Source organism: Methanoregula sp. (assembly GCF_049510175.1).
Classification (GTDB): Archaea; Halobacteriota; Methanomicrobia; order Methanomicrobiales; family Methanospirillaceae; genus Methanoregula.
On record NZ_JBEKZF010000001.1, the window covers coordinates 54079 to 74753 of the forward strand.

Below are 20675 nucleotides of genomic sequence, written 5' to 3' on the forward strand. Positions count from 1 at the left end.
AATACCTTCAGCATCTGCGACGGTAACCCGGGCAGGAACGATGAAGGGTTTACCGGCTCCCGCGCTTTTTGAGGATCTCTGAGGCGTATTTCGCCAGCCCGTAGACCCCGTCCGTGGAGGGGTGGACCTCGATGAAATCCTCGAAGTCGTGCACGGTGAAGTGGTGCTTCATCAGGAATGCCATATAACTGGCAATCAGACCTCCGCCGGGGGAGGCAGAGCAGATGCTGCTGATGGAACCATCGGCCCCGACCATGATCTTGGCAAGACCAGTATTGGAGGTGGGAACCTCCCAGAAGGTACCAGGCCCTGCAGGCCCGGGGATGACGAGGGGTTTGGCACCAGGGCTATCGTCCGAGCAGAAGGCAAGCTCGTACCCGAGGTTGAGCGACTGGGGAATGGCAGCATAGTCCATCTTCCGGTGTTTGCCGAGGATGTTGTCTGCCGCTATGATCCCCTGCTGGCGGGCAACAGGAGTTAGGAACGGGGGGCCGGTCACATCCCCGCAGGCATAGACGCAGGGAACGTCCGTCCGCATGAACTCATCCACGATCACTTCGCCGTTCTTCCGCTTGGAAATCCCGTCGAGCATCTCCGAGTTGGGGGTGAGACCGGCAGCGATAAGGACCGCATCGCAATCAAGGGCATCGGCCCCTCCCATGGTTTTCAGGCTGAGTCGGAGGTTCCTGTTCTCCCCCTCAACTGAGAGGAGATCTGTGCCTTCCCGGATATCAGCACCTGATAGTTCCCGGACTGCATGTTTCCGGAGGTGCTCATCGAGGTTTTTCAGGAACCGGCTCCGGGAAAGAATGGTCACCCTGCTCCCGAAACAGGAGAAGATGAACGCAAACTCCGCTGCCATGATCCCACCGCCGATGATGGCGAGTTTTTCCGGCAGGCGGTCCATATTATGGAGGGTGTGCGGGGTATACACGCCTCTTGTGGAAATCCCGGGGATTGTCGGGATAGCGGGGCGGGAACCGGTGGAAAGGATGACGGCATCGGCCTCCAGCTTTTCATCGCCAAGAATGACCTGTTTTCCGTCGAACCTGCCTTCCCTGCCGTAGACGATCTCTGCGCCGGCATCCCGGGTCTCCTTGTCGAGCACAGATGCAATGGTCTCCTGCACCTTCTGCATCTCGCGGAGGAGTGCCGGGAAGTTCACTTCCGGGACCGAGTCGACAATCCCGAGGTTCCGGAAGGTTCCGGCAGCCTGGACGTGACGGGCAACATCGTTGAGGGCACAGACCGGCATGCAGCCGAAATGGAGGCACTGCCCGCCGATCCCACCCCTTTCTATCAGTGTTACCTCCTTACCGGCAGACGCCAGCCGGACCCCTGCCAGCCGGCCGGCCGGACCCCCGCCCAGAATGACGATCATACGAAACCCGCACCCCCCGGGATCGACCCGCGGTTATTGTCGGCACCGACAAAAAGAAGGTAAGAAAAAAGCGGCATGAGGGAACCGGATATCCTGCGGAAAAAAGAGATACTGATGCTCATTCTCTTTTAGAAGACTTCGACGCCTTCATCCATTGGTTCTGAGAGCAGCTCGCCGGTAAATGCGTTCACTTCCACGATCTTCTTGCCCCTGATCTGCCATACGGGAATGTAGACCTGCTTTGTGTCGACCGTGATATTCTTCTTGTCGGGCTTGAGGATCTTCTCCTCGTAGAAGATCGCGTCGCCTTTTTCCTGCTTGATCCGGACCTTCTGGGTGAGCCGGTCGATCAGTTCGCTCACGATCCGCTCTGTTGCCTCATCCTTCCTGATATGGGGATCGCAGACTTCTGCACCACCGGGGATCTCCTTCTCCTCCACGAGTTTCCCGTCAAGATCGATCTTGATACCGTTGATTGCATTGATCGCTCCCCACCCGTCAGCATCGAATGGGATGCGGCGATCCTTGTACACCTGCTCACCCGTGCTCTGGTAATGGAAGAGGAAATAGGGTATGAAACGGAGCTTTGCAACTCCCTGAACGCCGCTTGCCCGGATGGCTGCCTGTTCGGAGAGTTTTATGGGGAAATGGGGGATGGTGATCCCTGATGGTTCTTCCTTCTCGGCAGTGGCTGCTGCAACAGCGACCTTTCTTGCTTTGGTGGGCGTAAGATCGAGTGCCAGTTCGCGGCCGAGGATGTCTGCAAGCACGGCCTCGCCGGTGTACCGCACGAACTCATCAACCCCCCACTGGATACAGTTCTCCGTAGCGATGTCCTTTTCGAGGGTAAAAAGAAGCTTCTTGCAGTTCATCTCCTGATCGTCGATCATGAGACTGTAATTCGTCTTATCGAACTGGGCAATCATGTCCCGGTCGTTTGAACAGAGTACAAGGAGACAGGTGCTGTCACGTACTGCTGAAAGGTCCAGTGGGTCATCAACCTCCTCCACTTCAAAACGAGCCGCTTCAAGAATGAGTCTCATCGCATTCTTGGCTTTTTCCCGCATGTCTTGTTCCATCATACATAAATTGCCATGGTCTTATAGAACAATTTTTCTATTGTAATGTCCGAGATTAGTGTAATGATGCCTCCTCTGAAATTTGTCAATCACAATATCGAGGATTATGCCATCCAGGTCACGTTTGATCCCGTTGAGGGCACGGGTAAAATCGTGTACAACCTTTCTCTTATTAAAAATGAGGACCTGGAATTTGCTATATCCATCCTCAAGGATGCGAATAAAACCGGGGTCAGTGTCAGCGGGCTGGTCAAATTCTTTGCATCCGGCCAGAAAATAACGGACTTCACCGTTCCGAAAGGGTGCACGGGAATCTGTACCATGTGCAGCATTACATTCGACGGTCTCCTGATCCGGCGCGGGATCCCGGTCAACCCGATCGGCGGCGGGGTTGTCGAGATCGAGAACCGGATACCCATCCGGTTCACCCATATCATCCTCTACGAGCATACCACCATTGATCCGCTTCAGGTACTGATATCCCAGAAGACAACCTCGGTGACGAACGTGATGCGCCAGGGCAGCGGTCACATCCTTGCCAACATTCGAGAATTCCACATGGAAGCAGAACCCCTTGTGGGGCAGGTGCTCGACGAGCTTTCGAGCAGCAGCTACTCGGGGATCCTTGAAGTGGGCATTCCCAACGTATCCCTGCTCGGTGTCCCGGTAAATCCCCAGTATATTGCGATTGCCGCAGTCGGCGGGACGAATCCGATGGCGGCGATACGGGAAGGCGACCGGTGGGTGCAGACCCAGGCGATGAAAGGCCTGATGGATATTGAGGACATGGAAGAGATCCGGAATTTCTGAAACGATTCTTTTCTTATCTTCTGCTCCCCGCATTTTTGCCCCTTCTATGATCAGGTAATACTACTGCACAAAGAACCGGATACCTCCTTCCGATTCTGAATAGACGGCCACGGCATCCCGATGTGCGCGGAACCCCCCGGGGCTTGTGGCTCCTTCTTACGGTAGTACTCATCGCCCTTATCGCGGGAGGCGCCGGGTATTATTTAGTTGTAATAAGAAAGAATAAATGATGCTTGGATGGGACGGGGAGCTGCCTCCCCCTGCAGTCCGGACAATCGAGGAGATGCGCCCTGTCCTTGCCGAATCGTCATGTACATGCAGCGAGCCGCTCTATTTCATGTACCGCGATCTGGCAAAGTCAGATGCCGACTGGCGCTGGTTGCATGCCCATAACCTGAGGTATGACCTCACGGTGATCCCCCCCCACGATCTCTGCGGGGAGTGGGTGAAGACCAAGGGCCATTACCACCCGAAGAACCCGGCACGGGTAGGCTACCCGGAGATTTACGAGGTGCTTGAGGGAAAAGCGCATTACCTCCTCCAGTCACGGGATCTTCGCGATATCGTTATGATCAGTGCACATGCCGGGGATATTGTCATCATACCACCTGAGTATGGTCATATCTCCATCAACCCTACTCGGGATGAGACGCTCGCGATGGCAAACATCGTCTCGACCGCATTTGAGAGTGAATATGGGGAGTACGAGTCGCACCACGGGGCAGCTTATTTCGAATTATCTACCGGGGAACTGAGGAAAAATCTCCGGTACCCGGATATCCCCCCGGTCAGGTTGGTCAGGCCGAAATCTGGAAACGGGGATCACCGTATCTTAAGGGGGCCCCTGTACAGCCTTATAGGAAACGCAGAGGCACTGGCCTTCCTGAACAATCCGGAACACTATTCCTCTATTCTGGACATACTGCTAATAGATTAGGTGACGGCTGCCGCTTGTGCCCGCTCTTTTTCACAAGGGCAAGCACTTTCTCTTCTGTCGGTGTCCCTGCCTGCCATTGCTGGTGTTCAAGGGCTTTGAGCGATGTATCAATATCTGCATAGGAAAGACCAATCTCCCCCTCGTCGCTCTGCCCCTCCCACAACCCTGCAGACGGTACTTTGTTCAGGATCGGGTCCGGTATGTCGAGTTCCTTTGCCACAATGTATACTTCAGTTTTATAGAGATGGAGGATCGGCTGGAAATCTGCCGCATTGTCACCGTATTTCGTGCAGTAACCCAGCATGTACTCACTCCTGTTCGATGTGCCGCAGACAAGGCGGTGATCCCGGTTCGCGTGGTAATAGAGGACGGTCATGCGGATACGGGCCATCAGGTTGCCCAGCAGGTACGGGGACTCCGTGAAATCCGGGATGGTCTTAAAACCGGCAAGCATGGGATCAATGCTCACGATACGGTGGCTCATACCGAGCCTGGCGCAGAGATCTGCGGCATCCCGGGCGTCAGCCGGGTCGCTGACCGACGATGGCAGGGAAAGGCCGAGCACCTTGTCCGGGCCAACCGCACGGCAGCAGAACGTGGCTGCCACCGCGGAATCGATACCTCCGCTTAACCCGATCACGATCCCCTTGCACCCGGTATTCCAGTATGCGTACCGGATCATCTGCTCCACCCTGCCCATGCTGCACCCGAGATCTGATGACATGCTCTTCACTCCGTTATAGTAGTCGGATAAACGACTTTAACTGATCGGTGTTCCCGACGGCGATCACATTGTCTCCCTGCTGGAGCACCTCATGCGGGTCTGGTGCGACTATCGAGCGGATCACGCTTTCCATGCCAATTATCCGTACGCCGGTCTTTCCGGCAAACCACCCGACCGTCCGGGAATCACTCTTATTGACCTGTTTCATCACCACGATATTCCCATTTGGAAGGTCGAGCAGGATGGTCACGGTGTCCGCAAGCACGATACGCCCGATGGATTGTCCGCCGATCATGGGAAGAAGGGCGACATAATCCGCTCCGGCGCGATAGAGCTTGTCCACGGATGCCGGTTCATTGGCCCTCGCCAGGATCCTGATCCCCGGGTTGATATTACGTGCCATGAGAGCGGTGAAAATATTCACGTCATCATCGTTGAGAGCGACGATGCAGTACTGGGCGGACTCGATATGTGTGGCCTTGAGGACCTGCTCATCCTCGGCATTTCCTATCACCTGGTCAGTGATGTCCTGCTGCCGGGAATCGATCACCGTGCAGGCTGTCCCGGAAGACTGGAGTTCCTGGTATGCGGACTTACCGACATCCCCGAAACCGGCGATAATGGCCCGGGCGTCCCGTCTCCCTCCCACATCGAACTCAGCAGTGATGGCCCTGACAATGGCATCGGCCCTGCCGAAAAGGAAAAGCGATGTAGTGTCGTCAACGATCACATCCTCTTCGGGCTGTGCAACGAATGTGCCCGATTTCCAGAGGAACAGTATAATGATCCCGTACTTGTTGAATAACTGGAGTTCCCGGAGGTTCTTCCCTTCGGCAGTGCATCCGGCCACGACCGGGGTATTGATGAGGCGGATCTCACGATCCGGCGTATGGTTAAAATTGATCGTGATCCGGTCCATTCCCGGAATCTCCGCGACCGTATCTCCACCGGGATTGAGGACCGCGTGGCGTGCGAGGATCCTTCCGGTCGAGTGCTTGGGTGAGAGGACATAATCCGCGCCGGCATAGCGCAGGTACCGGTCGAAGGAGATCTTGTCCACAACGGAGATGATCCTCCCCGTTGCCATCTTGCGGATCCCAAGGATGATGTTGGCCGTCAGGCGCTCATCCATGGAGATGACGATAAAACTGGCTTCAGAGATATGTGCCGCATCCCAAGTGGAAGGATCGGTATAATCGCCCCACACCACGTAGGCCCTCCGCCGGTACTGGGTGGCAATTTCCAGGGCAGCAGTCTTGTCCTGCTCGATGATCACGATGTCATGGTCGGAGATGGTCAGGCTGTCGATAACCGACCGGATCAGCTCATCGTACCCGAAGACGATGATATGCCCGCTGAGTTTGTGGGGAGTCTTTTTTGGGGGTGCAGGGGCGAGAAGGGTCGAAAGGAACGGGGCGAGGAGCAGGGGAACGACAATGAAGATCATGATGACACCGGAAATCATGATCTGGATGGCAAGAAGTACCGTCAAATCATTGACAAAGGGAGGAAGATCAGTATATCCTACCGTAGTCATTGATTCCACGACGAATAACAGGGCATGAGACCAGGATAGTGTATTGTTCTCAAGAACCGGGTAGAACATGTGAAAGGTATAGGTATAAAGGCCAATGAGCGAAGCAAAGGCGATGAAGTAGATCGATATCTGGATCCCGGGGGAATTCCTGACCGCTCTCCAGATCCGTCCCCGTTTATGCGCCATGCGGGAGCACCTCGTCAGACTTCCTGCAGGTGAGTGCCAGCGATTCACTGAGGTTCAGTACGGCATGGGGTGCCGCGGGGTGGCGTTTGGAATAGTCGATCAGCATAGCCTTCACCTCAGTATATAACGGGTCATTTTCCTGCGGGCAGGGCAACTTCTCCTCCGTTATCCCATGAACCCGGGCATAAACCGCAATCTCTTCTGCCGGGATATGACTGAGCGGGGTTATCAGAGGCAGAGTGCTGGCACAATCGTCGCTGTAGGGAATATGCCTCTCAACATTTCCCTGCAGGACATCTGCAAGAGCTGATGCAGCTGCGTCTTCCAGCATAGTGGCAATGGCGATCTTCGTAATCCCGGAATCCCTTGCCATTTCTTGGTACCCTGCAATCCCCTCGCAGGCAGGAATTGCAGAAACCCGGATGTCCCTTCGATTTCCGGTCAGCTTATCTAAAAAGAAGAGCAGGGCCTTGCCCGAGGAATTTCCGTCTAAAGGAACGCCGATATGATCGCCCGGCCGCATCCACTGGTGCACCCGGATCGCCCGCTTCACTTTTGCCTCAAGATCATTAATGAAATGGTCCCGGCAGAGGTGCTGCCCGGAATAGGGCTGGTAAACGATCGATTCCTTCCTGCACTTGCTGCATTGCATCTTTCTTTATCCAATCAATTCTGGATGATGAAAGATGTTTAAGGTTATGCCAGCCGGGTGGCATGACACGGAAGATCCTATGATCTTCCTCTCAAGCTTCGGTCCTGATGGCCCTCTGCTTGAAACAGAAGATGTGATTTTATAGTCTCGCACATAACCACTCTAACGATTATGGTCGTCGCCGCGGAACATATCCGCACCTTAAACAAGTATGAAAAATCCATCCTCCTTGCTCTCGAACGGGGGATGAAGCGATACTCGTGGGTGCCGCTGGAGCACTTGAAGACGACCACAAAATTGTCCGAATCGGAAATCAATTACCGCCTCTCGCGGCTCATCGCGTGGGGGATGGTCCGGTTCAACCCGGTTCCGTATGATGGCTATACCCTTGTCTTCGGGGGATACGATACGCTTGCGCTTGCTACCCTCACGCAGAAAGGAACAATTTCGGCACTGGGCACCCTCATCGGTGAAGGAAAGGAGTCCGTCGTGTACGAGGCCCTGGGACTTGGCCCCGTGGCGATCAAGTTCCACCGGGTGGGTGGGCGCTCCTTCTCCTCAGCCCGGCTCAACCGTGAGTACATGGAGGAGGGGCACTGCCCGTGGCTTCTTGCATCGCGGAGATCCGCGGAGCGCGAGTTCCAGGCCCTCAAAGCGCTTCACCCGAAGGTGAGTGTCCCGCTCCCCATTGCCCAGAACCGGCATACGGTGGTGATGTCCTTCATCAATGGCGCCATTCTCAACCGCTGCCGTCTCGACTCTCCCGCAGAAGTCCTCGATGAGATCCTCGAAAACGTCCGCACGACGTACAAGGCTGGCATCATCCATTCAGATCTCTCGGAATACAACATCATGGTCGAGGACGGGAAGTGCATCCTCATCGACTGGCCCCAGTGGGTCGAGACCAGCCACCCGAACGCAGATGCGATCGTCGGGAGGGACATCGACAACATCCTGGCATTTTTCAAGAGGAAATACAAACTCAGGCGCGACCGGGAGGTTGCGTTGCAATGCGTGATCACCTGAAGGTCTTTGGCATCGATATCATCAAAGGCTCCGTCCGATCACGATCCCGGCGGCCGATGTACGCCCTTGTCCGGATGGACGGCTCACGAATCGAGAGCGAGAGCGAAGTGTCGATGTTCCGCCTCTTCCGCCAGCTCGCTAATGAACAGCCGGATATCCTAGCGGTTGACAGCCTGCAGGAGATCGCGGCTGACCAGCACGAACTCTTCTTCTTCCTGCAGGGTCTGCCCCCCCAGACCCGTCTCGTGCAGGTGACGGGGGGCGAACGCAAAGAGACCCTCGGGAAGGTCGCGGCACGGTTCAACATCAGTTTCAACAAGTTCGATCCCTTTGCGGAAGCCCGGACCACAGCACAGGTCGCAACGCTGGGTGCCGGCGCGGAAGTGATCGCGTTCGAGAACGAGAGCGAGGTCGTGGTCAGCCGGCACCGCTCGCCGGGCAAGGGCGGGTGGAGCCAGAACCGGTATGTCCGGAAGATGCACGGTGCTGTCCAGCTCAAGGGCAGGGAGATCGAACAGGCGCTCGTAGCTGCGGGCTTGAGATACGGGAAGAAGGAGACCCGGGCATTCGGCGGGTGCAGCAGGGTTGCGTTCCGCGTCTTTGCCACCCGGGACCAGGTACCGGTCTCCACGTATCGCGGGGCCGATGTCCAAGTCCGCATCAGCGGCAAGCGTCTCGAGCGGATCCGGTTCCGCCCGCTCTCCGCAAAACCGCGGTACCTGATCGTAGGGATCGATCCCGGCACCACCATGGCAGTTGCCGCACTCGACCTTGACGGCAACCTGCTCCACCTCGCGAGTTCCCGGCAGATGAACATGTCGGATGTGATCGAATCGCTCTACAAAGTGGGAAAGCCGTTAATCATCGCCTCCGATGTCGAGGAGATGCCCTTCACGGTGGAGAAGATCCGCCGGGCCTTCTCGGCAATTGCCTTCACGCCAAAGCAGGATACGAGCGTGGAGACCAAGATGGAGCTTGCCGCGCCGTTTGCCTACGCAAATGACCACGAACGGGACGCCCTTTCCGCGGCTCTCGATGCGTACCGCCAGTACCGCCACCGCTTCCAGAACTTACTGAAACGCATCCCGCCAGGCCACGACCTCGACGAGGTGCGGGCCCGGGTGATCCGCGGGCAGTCACTCGACCAGGTGATCGGGGAGATGAACTCGGTGGCTCCCGTGCCAGTGACACAAACCCCCCCGGTTGCAGTTGACGAGAAACATGACGAACGGGTCCGGATGCTGGATGGGATGGTGAAACGCCTGCGGACCTACGTGGCCGAGCTTCAAGAAGAGGTCAAGGGGAAGGACTACGAGATCCGCCGTCTCTCTGCACGGTTGCGGAACGTCCACACCACGAGGGATGCGGAGCTGGCGAAGGATACGGAAGTGGTCAAGAAGGATGCGGTCATCCAGAGCCTCAAGAAGCGCCTGCACATGGAGGAGCGGTACAACCGGAACTTGGCAAAACGCCTTGCCCGGATCAAGAAGTTTGCCGAGCTCTCCATGGACGGAGAGGTGGTGCCGGTGAAAGTGATGGAGACCCTGACAAAGGAAGGGCTCCGACGGCTCGTTGACGATGTGGGAGTCGATGAGGGCGATATCATTTACGTAAGCCGGACGGACGGGTGGGGGAGGAGCGTGATCAAGGACTTATCGGAACTCCGGGTAAAGGCAGTCATAGTCGGAGAGAAGAACCTCTCCGAGAGCGATCCGCTGATCCTCCCCGGCTTCAGGGGAGCAGGTGTTTCCCTGCTCTCAGACAAGGATGCAGGGGTCCAGGTGCGGGGAAAGCAGGGACTCTGCGGGAAAGAGACTCTGGATGCTGCCCTTGCACGCTGGAACGACCAGCAGGCACAAGCCGAACGCGAGAAGAAGTCGGAAATGATCGAGCACATCTTCAAGGAGTACAAGAGCGAACGGGGTAAGGAGGTGCGCAAAGGTGGATGACCGGGAGCTCCTGAACGTGGTAATGGGCATCGTCGGGCGGGAGAACTGCCTCGACGACTGCGCAGTATTCCCGTGCGGGGAACAGGTAATGGTCGCGACGACCGACATGCTCCACCGGACCACGGATTTTGTCCCCGGTATGACGGACTGGCAGGCCGGGTGGATGAGCGCTGCGGTCACCCTTTCCGACATCGCGAGCATGGGGGCGGTACCGAAATACCTGCTCATTGCGGTCGGGCTCGATGACTGGAAGAGCCTTGCCGGCGTCATGCAGGGGGCAAAGGACTGCTGCACGCGCTATGGTGCGGAGATCATCGGGGGAGACATTGATCGTCACGGCGAACTCACCGTCGTAACGACGGGGCTCGGCCTTGTCGACAGACAAAACCTTGTCCGGAGAACCGGGGCTCGGCCGGGCGATCTTGTCTGCATCACCGGAACCCCGGGACAGGCGCAGGCATGGCTGGACGGCTATCACCAGTACAAGAAGGCCCTGTTCGAGCCGCAACCCCGTGTTGAGGAAGGGCAGATCCTCGGAAAGGCGGGAGCGAGTGCGATGATGGATGACAGCGACGGGATCGCGCTTTCGCTCTATGACCTGATGAGCGTGAACGGTTGCGGTTTTACTCTGGACTCGTCAAGACTCCCCCTCCCTACAGGTATTCCCGCAGCACAGGCCCGTGAGCTCGCCCTGTATGGCGGGGGGGACTACGAATTGATCTTCACAATCCCACCAAGAAAGTTCCCGGTTGCCGGTGTCCCCTCCACAGAAATCGGCATGGTAGTCCCGGAAATATCCGTCACTGTGGACGGCCAGCCCCTGCAGAAGCGAGGGTACCAGCATACGTGGGAATAATTTTTCACCCGTCGTGGACCCCCTGCCCCGCAGTTCTCTTAAATACAAGGCGAAAGAGACATTTTACCTGGAATTTCTGCCAGGGGAGATACTGATGGAATCACTTGAGAGCAGGATGGAGCGTCTGACACCGGAACAGCACAAGGAAGTAGAGGATTTTGTAGACTTCCTCCTTTTGCAAAACAATATCCGGCAGGCACCGGTCACCATCTCCCCACCACCACCCGTTCTCCGGAACACTCCTCCCATACTTTCCGCTGAGCCGTCCCCTTCTCTGCAACAGCCTCCTGTCCGGATGCAGGATCTGGTTATCCGGGACGAATCGCATTCATCCGCGATCGGTGCTGATCCCGCTCCTTCTCCGGTCGGGGAGAACACGGCTGGCGGTGATGACTGGATCACCCGCGACTATATGGACTACGGGAAGTTCGACCAGCAACCTTCCCCTGCAACAGAAGCGGTCAAGAAAGTGAAACAGAAGAACATTGCCCGGGGGGCTGAGGAAAAATCCCGGCAGCTGCTCGACTGGGTGGATTAAATCCATGTATTTTTAAAAAAAGCCTAATGGTATGTTCGGTAGGGCAACAGTTTATCCACGATGGTCTTTGTCTCACCCGAATAAAGCATGACCTGGACCTGAACCCGGTCGGTGCCGCGTGTACCCTGCAGCGTGACTTCCGACAACTGCTGGTTGAAATTGAGTTTTCCCTCGGTGACCGTTCCATCCGACCTCGTCAGGATCACCCGGTTATCCTTCTCGAGGCCCATCCCCGGTCCTCCGTTGAACTGAACGGTCACCATTGCATTGCTGTCATCCTTTCTCGCGTCCACGTAGAGTTCGGTATCCTTTGCCAGCGTCTGGGTAGGTTCAACCGTGAGTACAACGGTATTCACCGCAGCATCCGAACTCCGGTAATTGACGCTAGCCGATGGTGTAAGATTGTTCGGATTCGAGATGTTCGAAATAAATCCAAGGTTGAACATTCCCATCTGCATTCCAATGACAAGGAGAATAACTGCCACCACCGTGATCGCTGCAACGGCAAGTCCCTTTTTATGTCTTGCAGGAAACACCGTGGAGTAACTTCCTGGTTTTGGGAGATGTTCCAGCCCGGGTTCCGGATGAATCGTTTCAGGTTCGGAGGCCGGGACAGGTGTGGACAGAATCGGAGGAACCGGTGTGGAAGATTCTGTCATCTGCGGACTCTCTCGGAGAGATGCCGCGTTCAGACCGGCAGCCGGTTTCCGGTCTTGGTTTATGATGGCTTCAACGGTTTTGACCAGAAGATCGATGTGTTGCTCCATGGGAGGGGAGACGGCATCAAGCCAGTGCGGGACGCTGATCAGGTACTCCATGGATTTGGAGGGGGGCACATCTTCAATCCGGAATGGGATGATGATCCGGCCCTTGTTCACCGCATTCGTCAGCTCTCTGGTAACATGGGAGGATTTATTTGCAAAGGAGGAAAAGATGAGCACAACCACTTTTCCCTCTTCAATACCTTCGATGATCGCTTCCGGGAAACTTTTCCCGGGGGGGATATCGCGTGGGGCTATCCAGCAGCGGATATTCCGGAATTCAAGTTTTGCGCAGACCGCGTCAGCAATGGGTTTGTCATGCTGGGCATAGCTGATGAACACATCGTGATGACCTGGGTTTTTCCGAGACGATTCATCAGACATAAAAGGATCAGGGTTTTATGCTCTTAGAGGACTCTTTTTAAATGCTAACTGGGATTGCGAGATATTAGTAGTTTTCCCACGGGCCTGACGGAGAGTTATGAAAAACACCCGGCGCCGCGATCTCAGAAAAAAACCTGAAGGGTCATCGAACTACGGGGGAGGCGGATCATAACAGGATCTTTCCCGATTATGTAAAACGTCGTGAACCGGGGTTTCGGAGATCCAGGATAATTTCCGGGGTTGCTTCACTGAACTTTATATGGTTGGAGGTGATCCTCTGGTTCCGGTCCTGGACTATGCAGTCATAGTCACCATACATCACCCGGAACCCGACACTGCCGTCCTCGGTTGTGACATCGCTGCCGTCAATTTTGCCGGCTCTCCGGATAGATACGAGGCTACCTTTCTGCGGCACCCTGTCCCTGAGGATGATCATCCGGAGGTGCCCGATGCCCTGGCTTTTTTTGCCGATCTCGGGGATCACAGTAGTGACGTTCTTCCTCAGGTGGATCTTCTCAAGGATCCTGCACCCCACGACAACGGCTTCGACATTATCCGGCTTTATGCCATAAAGGACGAATTTTTCGTGGCCGGTTATCATCATCACTGCCTTGTCTCCATAAAGTTCCCCCTTCTTGTCGACATAGATCGCACCTTCGGCTTCGCCGTCGATAAACGAGAGGTACAGCTCCCGGCCGCCCTCTTTTGCTATGGCTATCCCGCTGACGCTGCCGGTCTCGGAAAACCTGAAGAGCTCGGGAAGGGTGAACGTGCCCAGGTACTTCGATCCCTTGAGAGTATTCTCGATGAGGTCCTTTATCGACCCCCCTGCGGGAGGCGATGGGGCCTGAACCGGGGGGGCCGGCGACATATTCTCGGATAATATGATATTTTCGACCGTATTTGCCAGGATCTCGATATGCGTATCAAGCGGCGGGGTGATGGCATCGAGCCAGTGAGGTACGCTTATCAGGTATTCCATGGATTTTGAGGGGATCACATCCTCAATCCGGAACGGGATGATAACCAGGCCCTTGTTCACCGCATTCGTCAGCTCCCTGGTGACATGGGGAGATTTATTTGCGAAGGAGGAAAAGATGAGCGCAACCAATTTACTTTCTTCTATTCCTTCGACGATTGCTTCCGGGAAATTTTTTCCAGGGGGGATATCCCGGGGGGCTATCCAGCAGCGGATATTCTTGGACTCAATCTTTACGCAAACCGCATCGGCAACTGGTTTGTCTTCTTGGGCATAGCTGATGAAAACATCGTAATGGCCTTGGTTTTTCCGAGACGATTCATCAGACATATATCATATCAGGATCGTATGAATTTCCTGCCCCGCTATGGATTTTTATTGTGGGCTATAAGATTATTATTGTTGCTCTTGTCCAAACGGACAATTTTCAGGTACACCTTTGCAAGGACTCCCGGCAGGGCTTGGACGGCGTTCCGGTCCTTCTGTCGTTGCGCCTCCGGTAGTTGTTCCCACGGGATAATGCAGTCGTGGATTTTCTGCTGATCATCACGGTTCTTGCCGTAAGTCCATCCTTTTTTCAGACGCTCATTCACCCACTGCCTGTGCTCCTTTTCTGCAAGGAACTCGGCCTCGCTATCGGTAAATACAAAGACCGGCTCACGGCCGCTTGTCGACAGCCCGATAGCACAATGGATCATATGGAGGGTCTTCCAGATATCCTCGACCTGCCGGAGGTTTGACTCTTTTAACCGATGGGGCAGCTCATCCCAGGGACGCACGGAAGGGTTTGATTCCGGTGTAGCACCGGCTTTTTTCTCCTGTTCGATGTATTCCTGGTGGATAGCCCGTGCAACCAGCTCGTGGGTTCCGGTTGCACCGATATCGTAGTATTTTTTGATGATATTCCGGACTTTTTCAGAATCAATCCATCCCCGGTCAATCCGGGTAATCATAGCGTCGATCTCCATTGCCCGGGTCTGGATCTTGGCAGCAGCAGTCCTGTCGTCCAGAAGGTCGCAAAGGCCGATGATCGCGGTGAGCGGGTTCCGCAGGTGGTCACCCAGGACGGCAAACTGCTCGATATTTTTCTCGATTTGGGTAAAAGCGAGCTTTTTTAATTGTTCCATCTCAACCGAGTCGGTAATATCCAGACCGCATAAATAAATGCTGGAAATGGGCTGGTCCGCATCCCTCCGTGGAAGGGCAGTGAACCGGATCACTTTTCTCTCCCCGGTCTGTCCCTGAACAGACCGGACAATGCCGGACCGTAATTCCCCGGATTCGATTACCTCGTGGAGGTCTTCCATGATCTCATCTGCGTCTGTAGGAAATATCTGCCATATTTCCCAGGGAGTAGCGCTGGATTCTCGCGTACCCATGAATTCATTGAATGCGCGGTTTGACCATTCAACGATCCCGTCATGTCTCATAATGAGCACCCATTCGGACAACCCCTCAAGGGCATCGGTGAGAGTTTCCGTTTTACCAGCAGACAGATCCATCCGTGTCCCCCCTCGTACCTTTCTAGTGGATACTATCCGTCAGTTGTTATCTAATAATATCTGTTCCCTGCCGGATCCGTGGCTCTGCCTTTCGAACCCGGCGAGACCTAACGGTCTTTTTTTAGGGAAGTTTTGGAAAACGAGTATGGACTCGACGGGATTTGAACCCGTGGCCTTCACGTTGCAAACGTGACGATCTACCCCTGATCTACGAGCCCGCTGCATGTATGCTTGCGGCATATTATTTTTCTGCCGATTCCATATAGTTGTTACTGATCACACGGGGTTTTTTGGTAATCCGTTCACGTTTTCCTTCAAGGCGGGGGCCGGTTTTACCGGGATGCAAAACCATTTTGTAAACCGAAAGAGATACAAGAACATACTCCGGGCAATCGATCCGGGATGGAGTTTTCATGGCAAAACTGATCATCGAACCCAAGAAAACAAAGGATGGACAGATCGAATACATCGTCAACTATCACGATCCCAAAAGCGACAACTCATTTACGGTGACAACCACCAATGATCTCAATGAGGCGGTTGAACGCCTGAAATCGACACTGGAGAGCGAGGTTCAGGCAATGCTGGAGAAGAAGTGACGATCAGGTAATTTCCTCATTTAAAAAACGGATATGGACCCGGCGGGATTTGAACCCGCGGCCTCTACGTTGCGAACGTAGCGATCTACCCCTGATCTACGAGCCCGCTGCTGGTGTGGTTTATAGGTTTTGAGCCGCAGGAATATAGTTGTTGGTGTCCTGCGGAAGAAAACGAGAACCAAAAAGGGATTTAGAGAATAATCTCGATATCCAGTTTTTCCGCCAGTTCCTTGTACCGGTTCCGGATGGTGACCTCAGTCACACCGGCAACTTCCGCCACTTCGCGCTGGGTGCGCCGTTCGCCTCCTAGGATAGAGGAGATGTAGATTGCAGCTGCTGCGACGCCCGTTGGACCCCGTCCGCTCGTTAGTTCACGCTCGCCTGCCTGTCGGAGAATCTCCACGGCCCGGCTCTGCACCTCGCCCTTGAGGGTGAGACCCGAGCAGAACCGAGGTACGTAATCGATGGGGGAGGTCGGGAGGAGCTTCAAGCCCAGTTCGCGGGAGATGAACCGGTAGGTCCTGCCGATCTCTTTCCTCGACACACGGGATACTTCTGCGATCTCGTCGAGGGTCCGGGGTACGCTGCACTGCCGGCATGCGGCATAGAGTGCCGCTGCTGCAACACCTTCGATGCTCCGCCCGCGGATCAGGTTCTTGTCGACCGCATCACGGTAGACAACGGCTGCAGTCTCACGGACGTTTCTCGGGAGGCCCAGTGCGGAGGCCATGCGGTCCAGTTCCGAGAGGGCGAATGCAAGGTTGCGCTCCGTTGCATTGCTGACACGGATCCGGCGCTGCCACTTGCGGAGACGGTAAAGCTGTGCCCGGTTCTTGGACGAGATTGCCCTGCCGTACGAGTCACGGTTGCGCCAGTCGATCATGGTCGAGAGCCCCTTGTCGTGGATCGTGAAGGTCATCGGGGCGCCGACACGGGACCTCTTCATCCGCTGGTCATGGTCAAAGGCACGCCACTCCGGGCCGCGGTCGATAAAGTCATCATCGATGACCAGCCCGCAGCTCTGGCAGACCAGTTCTGCCCGCTCGTAGTCATGGACGAGCTGCCTGCCACCACACTCCGGACAGACGGTCTCGGTGTGGTTCTCGGCTTTTTTCTCCTGCTCTTTCTGTTTCGTACGGGATTTGAGCGCTTCGCGCTCAGACTGGAGGACTTTTAATTTTTCAACTTCCTGCATCCACATTCACCTGATTTGAGATTGGGATTTCTTTATTCTGATTGCCGGACAGGCGTATCCATGGGAACTGTTACTTTGTGAAGAGTTTTTCATTGGGCTGGACAGTGCATTTCTCCCGGCAGAGAACGGCGGCATAGGGGGCCTTCACGTTCCCGAAGAGATCCAGTATCTTGCCAACCGGCTTCATGCGCCGGTCGTTCACCTCGCTGTAGAGAGCGGGGAGCTGGGCGGCATCGCACTGGATAATGAGCATCCGGCTGCCAACGGTGCTCATCGCTCGACCAACAACTTTCACGAATAACCTCAGGGATACAATAATGCTGAAATATTTTAGTAATCTATATATGTGCGACGGCACGGTATTTAAATATTGCGTGAAAGTATAAATAGAGATTTCACAATTCCAAAAATTGGTCGATATTTAAAGATAGCACCTGTTTGCACTCTGCTTCGGTCAGTCCGGCCCCTTTGGCCACGATAAATTTCGCGCGCTCATCAAGGATATCGTGGGGAGCGTGAGCGTCGGAGTCCACGACCAGCTGGCACCCGGCCTCCCGTGCAACCCGTGCGACGTGACCATTGGTCCGGTTGTGACCCCCACGTGACGTGATCTCGAGAGCAATTCCGTTCTTTGCCGCTGCCTGCGCATCCTTAAGAGAAATGACGCCGGGGTGGGCCAGGACATTGACCTGCCTGCACGTGCAGGCAGCATGGTTAGTGCCCTCTGCAACAGGCTCGACCGGTGTCTCACCGTGGACAATGACAATATCAGCTCCCGCCGATTTTGCCGTTTTTGCAAGCGACGCGATCTGGGACGGGGGCACGTGGGTGATCTCCACGCCACAGAGCAGCCGTACGCCATAGAGACCGGCAGATTCCCTCAAGAGTGCAAGGGTAGTGAGAACGGGTTCTGCGTTGGAGAGATCCACATGATCGGTGATTGCGACGGTTGTATACCCAATGACCGCCATCCGGCGGACAAGCTCGATAGGGAGCATCTCGCCGTCCGAGAGGATCGTGTGGGTGTGCAGGTCGTACATGCCGCTCATTTCCGTACTTCCAGCTTCTGTGCGACTTTCCTTATCAGGACTTCCTTGCTCTCCGTCCATTCAGCAATAATCCGGCCTTCTCGCCGGGTCCAGTGGGCCGGGTGGTGATGGTCTTCCACGCGGTACGTGATGCCGGAACGTTTGAGAGCGCGTTCCAGATCCATCAGTACCGGTCCCTTGATAGCGAGGCTGCGCGGGACCCTCCGCCCAAAGGTACGGGAATACGCCACATTAAAGTAACAGGGATATAATATGCACTCGCCAGCTGCCATTGCCGGAATGTTTGTGGGTCAAGGTATAAACACTGCACGCTCTCACCTTGTACTATGCATCATATAGACGTCAGGCTGGAGAAGGATGTCTACGACGCCAACAACGCTCTTGCCGATCACAACGCAAATCACCTGAAGGCGCATGGGGTGCGGGCGTTTGACCTGCTGGGCGCAATAGGGTCGGGGAAGACTGCCTTGATCGAACGCATCGTTCCTCTGCTTGAGAAGAAGGGGCTCAAGGCCGGTGCAATCGCCGGCGACGTATATGGTGACGACGACTTCAAACGGATCGTAGCCCTCGGTGTTCCCGCGTACAACGCCAACACGGGCAAGGAATGCCACCTCGATGCCCATCTTGTGGAGCATGCGATCGATCACCTCCCGCTCGATAACATCGACATCCTGTTCATCGAAAACGTGGGCAACATGGTCTGCCCTACGGATTTCCGGCTCGGGGCGGAGAAGCGTATTGTAGTCGTGAGTTCCACGGAAGGGGACGATGTAGTGAACAAGCATCCTATGATGTTCCGCGACTGCACGATCGGCGTGATCAACAAGGTCGACCTGGCGCCGCTTGTGGGGGCGAACCTGGACCGGATGGAGTCGGACATCCGCCGCTACAATCCCGGCATGCCGGTGTTCCGGACGAACCTGAAGACCGGTGACGGGGTGAAAGCGCTCCTTGACACCATACTTGCCTGAACCAGTATGGTGACGGGCAGAGAAAAACAAAGAAGTACTATAAATAATTCTGAAAGGAATATATACAGCACCATCGTCGGGAAGAATTTCCGGAGAATACGATTTGAGAGAGTGACACCATGCAGTGGCAGGGAGAATCAGTACGGAAGGTAACCGGTGGCAGGCGCCGCCCGGCACAGATGAAGAGGAGAGCAGAGATCGGACTTGCACCGGCAGACACCCATATCGGTGAGGACCGGATGAGGATTATCCGGACGTACGGCGGGAACGACAAGGTCCGTGCGCTGCGTGCGAGCGTTGCGAACGTGACCAACCCGAAGAACGGCGAGACCAAAAAAGTCAAGATCGAGACCGTGGAGAAGAACACGGCAAATCCGAACTATGTCCGGCGGAACCTGCTCACCAAGGGCGCAGTCATCAAGACCGAGATCGGGCATGCCCGGATTACCAGCCGCCCTGGCCAAGACGGCATAATCAACGCGCTGTTACTCGAATAAAAATAGTACAATATCCCTTTTTCCCTATCAGGGTTTTTTAGGTTCGTGCGATACCCGGCACCCTTTTATTCAGCAATCTTTTTTCTTTCAGATGTACAATGCTCTAGTCATGCGAAGGATCTATTATCGTTTCCCCCAGCGGGTGGATCTCTCGTTTGCGATGGGCATGCCGTTTAACGAGACCCTCAATTATATCGCACACCTGAACAACGAGGAATCGACAAAGACCACCGGGAAAGAGCTGGTCAAGGTCAAGACCAAGGTGGAGATTGCGATTGACCGTGCCACGTTTGGCGAGATCATGCCGGATGTCCTCCGTCCCGGCGTCATCACGGAAGCGGTCGATCTCCGCGTGTCCGTACTTGCGCTTGCCCTGCGCGGCGGCGGGAAAGTTCCCATTGCCAATGATATTTTTTACCTCCGGCTGAGTGACCAGGTCTCGCGGACAGATATCGATATTGCAAAAGAAGGCCGCGGGGAAGGGCTGGATGCACTTGATATGAAAAATATTCTCCTGGGTGCCCAGAAGTGACCCTCCGGACAACGATCGCTGCCCCCTTCAGGCATACCCGGAAGACCGGCATGCGCAAAAATGAGTTGGTCTATTACTACGCCCTTGACCGGAAATGGATGAGCACCGAGCAGGCCAACCAGCTCCTGCGCCGGGCGGAAGAAGACGGCCTGATCCGGCAGGAGAATGGGATATATTCCCCCCTGTTTAATAGTGCGGAAGTGACCATTCCCATTGGCTTCAAGCCGACCTCCGCGATCTTTGAGCGCAACGACCCGACGCAGGAACTTATCGGCCGTATTGCACAGGCCCGTAACGTCGAGGAGACGCAAATTGTCGCAGAAATGAATCTCGTCATCAAAGACGGGTTCGATACTCATCTCCTCCCACCGGCAGCGCTGGTCATTCTCGCAAAAAAATACCATGTCCCGTTTGAGGACCTGCAGGGTCCACTCATGAAGTCCATACGGAAAGCGTAGGAAGCCCGGTTTTTCTGGTTACCCCGTGTTTGGGCCCGGGAGGAACGGATCAATACACAAAGTATTTCCT

The 20675-nt window shown here is 55.3% G+C and carries 23 protein-coding genes and 2 tRNA genes; 11 read left to right on the forward strand and 14 right to left on the reverse strand.

Annotated features, from left to right (window positions below; translation table 11 throughout):
- Positions 1-49 precede the first annotated feature (49 nt).
- On the reverse strand, positions 50-1381 hold the full coding sequence (locus ABSG49_RS00310) for a dihydrolipoyl dehydrogenase family protein (RefSeq protein WP_424024100.1): 1332 nt from the start codon (positions 1379-1381) through the stop codon (positions 50-52).
- A gap of 128 nt (positions 1382-1509) precedes the next feature.
- Positions 1510-2463 (reverse strand): two-component system regulatory protein YycI, encoded by a 954-nt coding sequence (locus tag ABSG49_RS00315; protein ID WP_424024101.1) that lies wholly within the window; start codon positions 2461-2463, stop codon positions 1510-1512.
- Between the two features lie 60 nt (positions 2464-2523).
- On the opposite strand from ABSG49_RS00315, the gene ABSG49_RS00320 reads away from it, so the two are divergent.
- Both ABSG49_RS00320 and ABSG49_RS00325 read left to right on the forward strand, forming a co-directional pair.
- Positions 2524-3270 carry a DUF128 domain-containing protein gene (locus tag ABSG49_RS00320; RefSeq protein WP_424024102.1) on the forward strand — a complete coding sequence of 249 codons (747 nt, stop codon included), beginning with the start codon at positions 2524-2526 and terminating at the stop codon, positions 3268-3270.
- Positions 3271-3496: 226 nt separating this feature from the next.
- Positions 3497-4207 carry a glucose-6-phosphate isomerase family protein gene (locus ABSG49_RS00325; protein WP_424024103.1) on the forward strand — a complete coding sequence of 237 codons (711 nt, stop codon included), beginning with the start codon at positions 3497-3499 and terminating at the stop codon, positions 4205-4207.
- On the opposite strand, the gene ABSG49_RS00330 is transcribed toward ABSG49_RS00325, so the two are convergent.
- From ABSG49_RS00330 to ABSG49_RS00340, 3 genes are read right to left on the reverse strand one after another with little or no spacing between them, the layout of a single operon-like run.
- Positions 4179-4931, reverse strand: coding sequence for an NAD+ synthase (locus ABSG49_RS00330; RefSeq protein WP_424024104.1), 753 nt, complete (start codon positions 4929-4931; stop codon positions 4179-4181). The genes ABSG49_RS00325 and ABSG49_RS00330 overlap by 29 nt on opposite strands.
- A 13-nt stretch (positions 4932-4944) precedes the next feature.
- Positions 4945-6654: a potassium channel family protein gene (locus ABSG49_RS00335; protein ID WP_424024105.1), complete on the reverse strand. Its 1710-nt coding sequence runs from the start codon at positions 6652-6654 to the stop codon at positions 4945-4947.
- Positions 6644-7306, reverse strand: a complete 663-nt coding sequence (locus ABSG49_RS00340; RefSeq protein ID WP_424024106.1) for an adenine nucleotide alpha hydrolase family protein — start codon at positions 7304-7306, stop codon at positions 6644-6646. Before ABSG49_RS00340 ends, ABSG49_RS00335 begins: the two co-directional genes overlap by 11 nt.
- A 171-nt stretch (positions 7307-7477) precedes the next feature.
- Between ABSG49_RS00340 and ABSG49_RS00345 the strand changes: the two genes are divergently transcribed.
- The 4 genes from ABSG49_RS00345 to ABSG49_RS00360 all read left to right on the forward strand — a co-directional run bounded on the left by ABSG49_RS00345 (position 7478) and on the right by ABSG49_RS00360 (position 11675).
- On the forward strand, positions 7478-8332 hold the full coding sequence (locus tag ABSG49_RS00345) for an RIO1 family regulatory kinase/ATPase domain-containing protein (RefSeq protein ID WP_424024107.1): 855 nt from the start codon (positions 7478-7480) through the stop codon (positions 8330-8332).
- Entirely contained in the window at positions 8317-10281 is a 1965-nt protein-coding gene (locus ABSG49_RS00350; RefSeq protein WP_424024108.1) for a DUF460 domain-containing protein, read from the forward strand. Before ABSG49_RS00345 ends, ABSG49_RS00350 begins: the two co-directional genes overlap by 16 nt.
- Entirely contained in the window at positions 10274-11137 is an 864-nt protein-coding gene (gene thiL, locus ABSG49_RS00355; RefSeq protein ID WP_424024109.1) for a thiamine-phosphate kinase, read from the forward strand. The genes ABSG49_RS00350 and thiL overlap by 8 nt, the downstream gene beginning before the upstream one ends.
- Before the next feature lie 94 nt (positions 11138-11231).
- The gene (locus tag ABSG49_RS00360) at positions 11232-11675 is read left to right on the forward strand and encodes a hypothetical protein (protein WP_424024110.1); all 444 of its coding nucleotides are present in this window, start codon (positions 11232-11234) and stop codon (positions 11673-11675) included.
- A 23-nt stretch (positions 11676-11698) separates the two neighbouring features.
- Here ABSG49_RS00360 and ABSG49_RS00365 read toward each other — a convergent pair whose 3' ends face one another.
- The 4 genes from ABSG49_RS00365 to ABSG49_RS00380 all read right to left on the reverse strand — a co-directional run bounded on the left by ABSG49_RS00365 (position 11699) and on the right by ABSG49_RS00380 (position 15519).
- Positions 11699-12820, reverse strand: a complete 1122-nt coding sequence (locus ABSG49_RS00365) for a toll/interleukin-1 receptor domain-containing protein (RefSeq protein ID WP_424024111.1) — start codon at positions 12818-12820, stop codon at positions 11699-11701.
- Between the two features lie 187 nt (positions 12821-13007).
- Positions 13008-14129: a toll/interleukin-1 receptor domain-containing protein gene (locus ABSG49_RS00370; RefSeq protein ID WP_424024112.1), complete on the reverse strand. Its 1122-nt coding sequence runs from the start codon at positions 14127-14129 to the stop codon at positions 13008-13010.
- Positions 14130-14164: 35 nt separating this feature from the next.
- Positions 14165-15301 carry a RyR domain-containing protein gene (locus ABSG49_RS00375; protein ID WP_424024113.1) on the reverse strand — a complete coding sequence of 379 codons (1137 nt, stop codon included), beginning with the start codon at positions 15299-15301 and terminating at the stop codon, positions 14165-14167.
- Between the two features lie 146 nt (positions 15302-15447).
- Positions 15448-15519, reverse strand: a tRNA-Ala gene (locus ABSG49_RS00380).
- Positions 15520-15714: 195 nt separating this feature from the next.
- Here ABSG49_RS00380 and ABSG49_RS00385 point away from each other — a divergent pair.
- Positions 15715-15900, forward strand: a complete 186-nt coding sequence (locus tag ABSG49_RS00385) for a hypothetical protein (protein WP_424024114.1) — start codon at positions 15715-15717, stop codon at positions 15898-15900.
- 34 nt (positions 15901-15934) lie between these two features.
- On the opposite strand, the gene ABSG49_RS00390 is transcribed toward ABSG49_RS00385, so the two are convergent.
- The 5 genes from ABSG49_RS00390 to ABSG49_RS00410 form a co-directional block, all read right to left on the reverse strand.
- Positions 15935-16006, reverse strand: a tRNA-Ala gene (locus tag ABSG49_RS00390).
- An 84-nt stretch (positions 16007-16090) separates the two neighbouring features.
- Positions 16091-17095 (reverse strand): transcription initiation factor IIB, encoded by a 1005-nt coding sequence (locus ABSG49_RS00395; protein ID WP_424024115.1) that lies wholly within the window; start codon positions 17093-17095, stop codon positions 16091-16093.
- 70 nt (positions 17096-17165) lie between these two features.
- Complete coding sequence (locus ABSG49_RS00400; RefSeq protein ID WP_424024116.1) at positions 17166-17390, reverse strand: H/ACA ribonucleoprotein complex subunit GAR1; 225 nt, start codon at positions 17388-17390, stop codon at positions 17166-17168.
- A 100-nt stretch (positions 17391-17490) separates the two neighbouring features.
- Positions 17491-18144, reverse strand: coding sequence for a histidinol phosphate phosphatase domain-containing protein (locus ABSG49_RS00405; protein WP_424024117.1), 654 nt, complete (start codon positions 18142-18144; stop codon positions 17491-17493).
- Positions 18141-18416: a signal recognition particle subunit SRP19/SEC65 family protein gene (locus ABSG49_RS00410; RefSeq protein ID WP_424024118.1), complete on the reverse strand. Its 276-nt coding sequence runs from the start codon at positions 18414-18416 to the stop codon at positions 18141-18143. Before ABSG49_RS00410 ends, ABSG49_RS00405 begins: the two co-directional genes overlap by 4 nt.
- 54 nt (positions 18417-18470) lie before the next feature.
- Here ABSG49_RS00410 and hypB point away from each other — a divergent pair, with 54 nt between their 5' ends.
- From hypB to ABSG49_RS00430, 4 genes are all read left to right on the forward strand, one after another.
- Positions 18471-19118 (forward strand): hydrogenase nickel incorporation protein HypB, encoded by a 648-nt coding sequence (gene hypB, locus ABSG49_RS00415; RefSeq protein ID WP_424024119.1) that lies wholly within the window; start codon positions 18471-18473, stop codon positions 19116-19118.
- A gap of 119 nt (positions 19119-19237) precedes the next feature.
- A complete protein-coding gene (locus ABSG49_RS00420) occupies positions 19238-19615 on the forward strand; it encodes a 30S ribosomal protein S8e (RefSeq protein ID WP_424024120.1) in 378 nt (125 codons plus the stop codon).
- A 91-nt stretch (positions 19616-19706) separates the two neighbouring features.
- Complete coding sequence (locus ABSG49_RS00425; protein ID WP_424024121.1) at positions 19707-20147, forward strand: hypothetical protein; 441 nt, start codon at positions 19707-19709, stop codon at positions 20145-20147.
- Positions 20144-20605 (forward strand): DUF2240 family protein, encoded by a 462-nt coding sequence (locus ABSG49_RS00430; RefSeq protein ID WP_424024122.1) that lies wholly within the window; start codon positions 20144-20146, stop codon positions 20603-20605. The genes ABSG49_RS00425 and ABSG49_RS00430 overlap by 4 nt, the downstream gene beginning before the upstream one ends.
- The last annotated feature ends 70 nt before the right edge of the window (positions 20606-20675 follow it).

Excerpts from the sequence above, each read along its gene's own strand:
- ABSG49_RS00385 (WP_424024114.1), top strand. The coding sequence starts at position 15,715 with ATGGCAAAACTGATCATCGAACCCAAGAAAACAAAGGATGGACAGATC.
- ABSG49_RS00345 (WP_424024107.1), top strand. The coding sequence starts at position 7,478 with ATGGTCGTCGCCGCGGAACATATCCGCACCTTAAACAAGTATGAAAAA.
- ABSG49_RS00350 (WP_424024108.1), top strand. The coding sequence starts at position 8,317 with ATGCGTGATCACCTGAAGGTCTTTGGCATCGATATCATCAAAGGCTCC.
- ABSG49_RS00360 (WP_424024110.1), top strand. The coding sequence starts at position 11,232 with ATGGAATCACTTGAGAGCAGGATGGAGCGTCTGACACCGGAACAGCAC.
- ABSG49_RS00340 (WP_424024106.1), bottom strand. The coding sequence starts at position 7,306 with ATGCAATGCAGCAAGTGCAGGAAGGAATCGATCGTTTACCAGCCCTAT.
- ABSG49_RS00310 (WP_424024100.1), bottom strand. The coding sequence starts at position 1,381 with ATGATCGTCATTCTGGGCGGGGGTCCGGCCGGCCGGCTGGCAGGGGTC.
- ABSG49_RS00420 (WP_424024120.1), top strand. The coding sequence starts at position 19,238 with ATGCAGTGGCAGGGAGAATCAGTACGGAAGGTAACCGGTGGCAGGCGC.
- hypB (WP_424024119.1), top strand. The coding sequence starts at position 18,471 with ATGCATCATATAGACGTCAGGCTGGAGAAGGATGTCTACGACGCCAAC.
- ABSG49_RS00425 (WP_424024121.1), top strand. The coding sequence starts at position 19,707 with ATGTACAATGCTCTAGTCATGCGAAGGATCTATTATCGTTTCCCCCAG.
- ABSG49_RS00370 (WP_424024112.1), bottom strand. The coding sequence starts at position 14,129 with ATGTCTGATGAATCGTCTCGGAAAAACCAAGGCCATTACGATGTTTTC.
- ABSG49_RS00405 (WP_424024117.1), bottom strand. The coding sequence starts at position 18,144 with ATGAGCGGCATGTACGACCTGCACACCCACACGATCCTCTCGGACGGC.
- ABSG49_RS00365 (WP_424024111.1), bottom strand. The coding sequence starts at position 12,820 with ATGTCTGATGAATCGTCTCGGAAAAACCCAGGTCATCACGATGTGTTC.
- ABSG49_RS00315 (WP_424024101.1), bottom strand. The coding sequence starts at position 2,463 with ATGATGGAACAAGACATGCGGGAAAAAGCCAAGAATGCGATGAGACTC.
- ABSG49_RS00320 (WP_424024102.1), top strand. The coding sequence starts at position 2,524 with ATGATGCCTCCTCTGAAATTTGTCAATCACAATATCGAGGATTATGCC.
- ABSG49_RS00395 (WP_424024115.1), bottom strand. The coding sequence starts at position 17,095 with ATGCAGGAAGTTGAAAAATTAAAAGTCCTCCAGTCTGAGCGCGAAGCG.
- ABSG49_RS00330 (WP_424024104.1), bottom strand. The coding sequence starts at position 4,931 with ATGTCATCAGATCTCGGGTGCAGCATGGGCAGGGTGGAGCAGATGATC.
- ABSG49_RS00335 (WP_424024105.1), bottom strand. The coding sequence starts at position 6,654 with ATGGCGCATAAACGGGGACGGATCTGGAGAGCGGTCAGGAATTCCCCC.
- ABSG49_RS00375 (WP_424024113.1), bottom strand. The coding sequence starts at position 15,301 with ATGGATCTGTCTGCTGGTAAAACGGAAACTCTCACCGATGCCCTTGAG.
- ABSG49_RS00325 (WP_424024103.1), top strand. The coding sequence starts at position 3,497 with ATGATGCTTGGATGGGACGGGGAGCTGCCTCCCCCTGCAGTCCGGACA.
- ABSG49_RS00410 (WP_424024118.1), bottom strand. The coding sequence starts at position 18,416 with ATGGCAGCTGGCGAGTGCATATTATATCCCTGTTACTTTAATGTGGCG.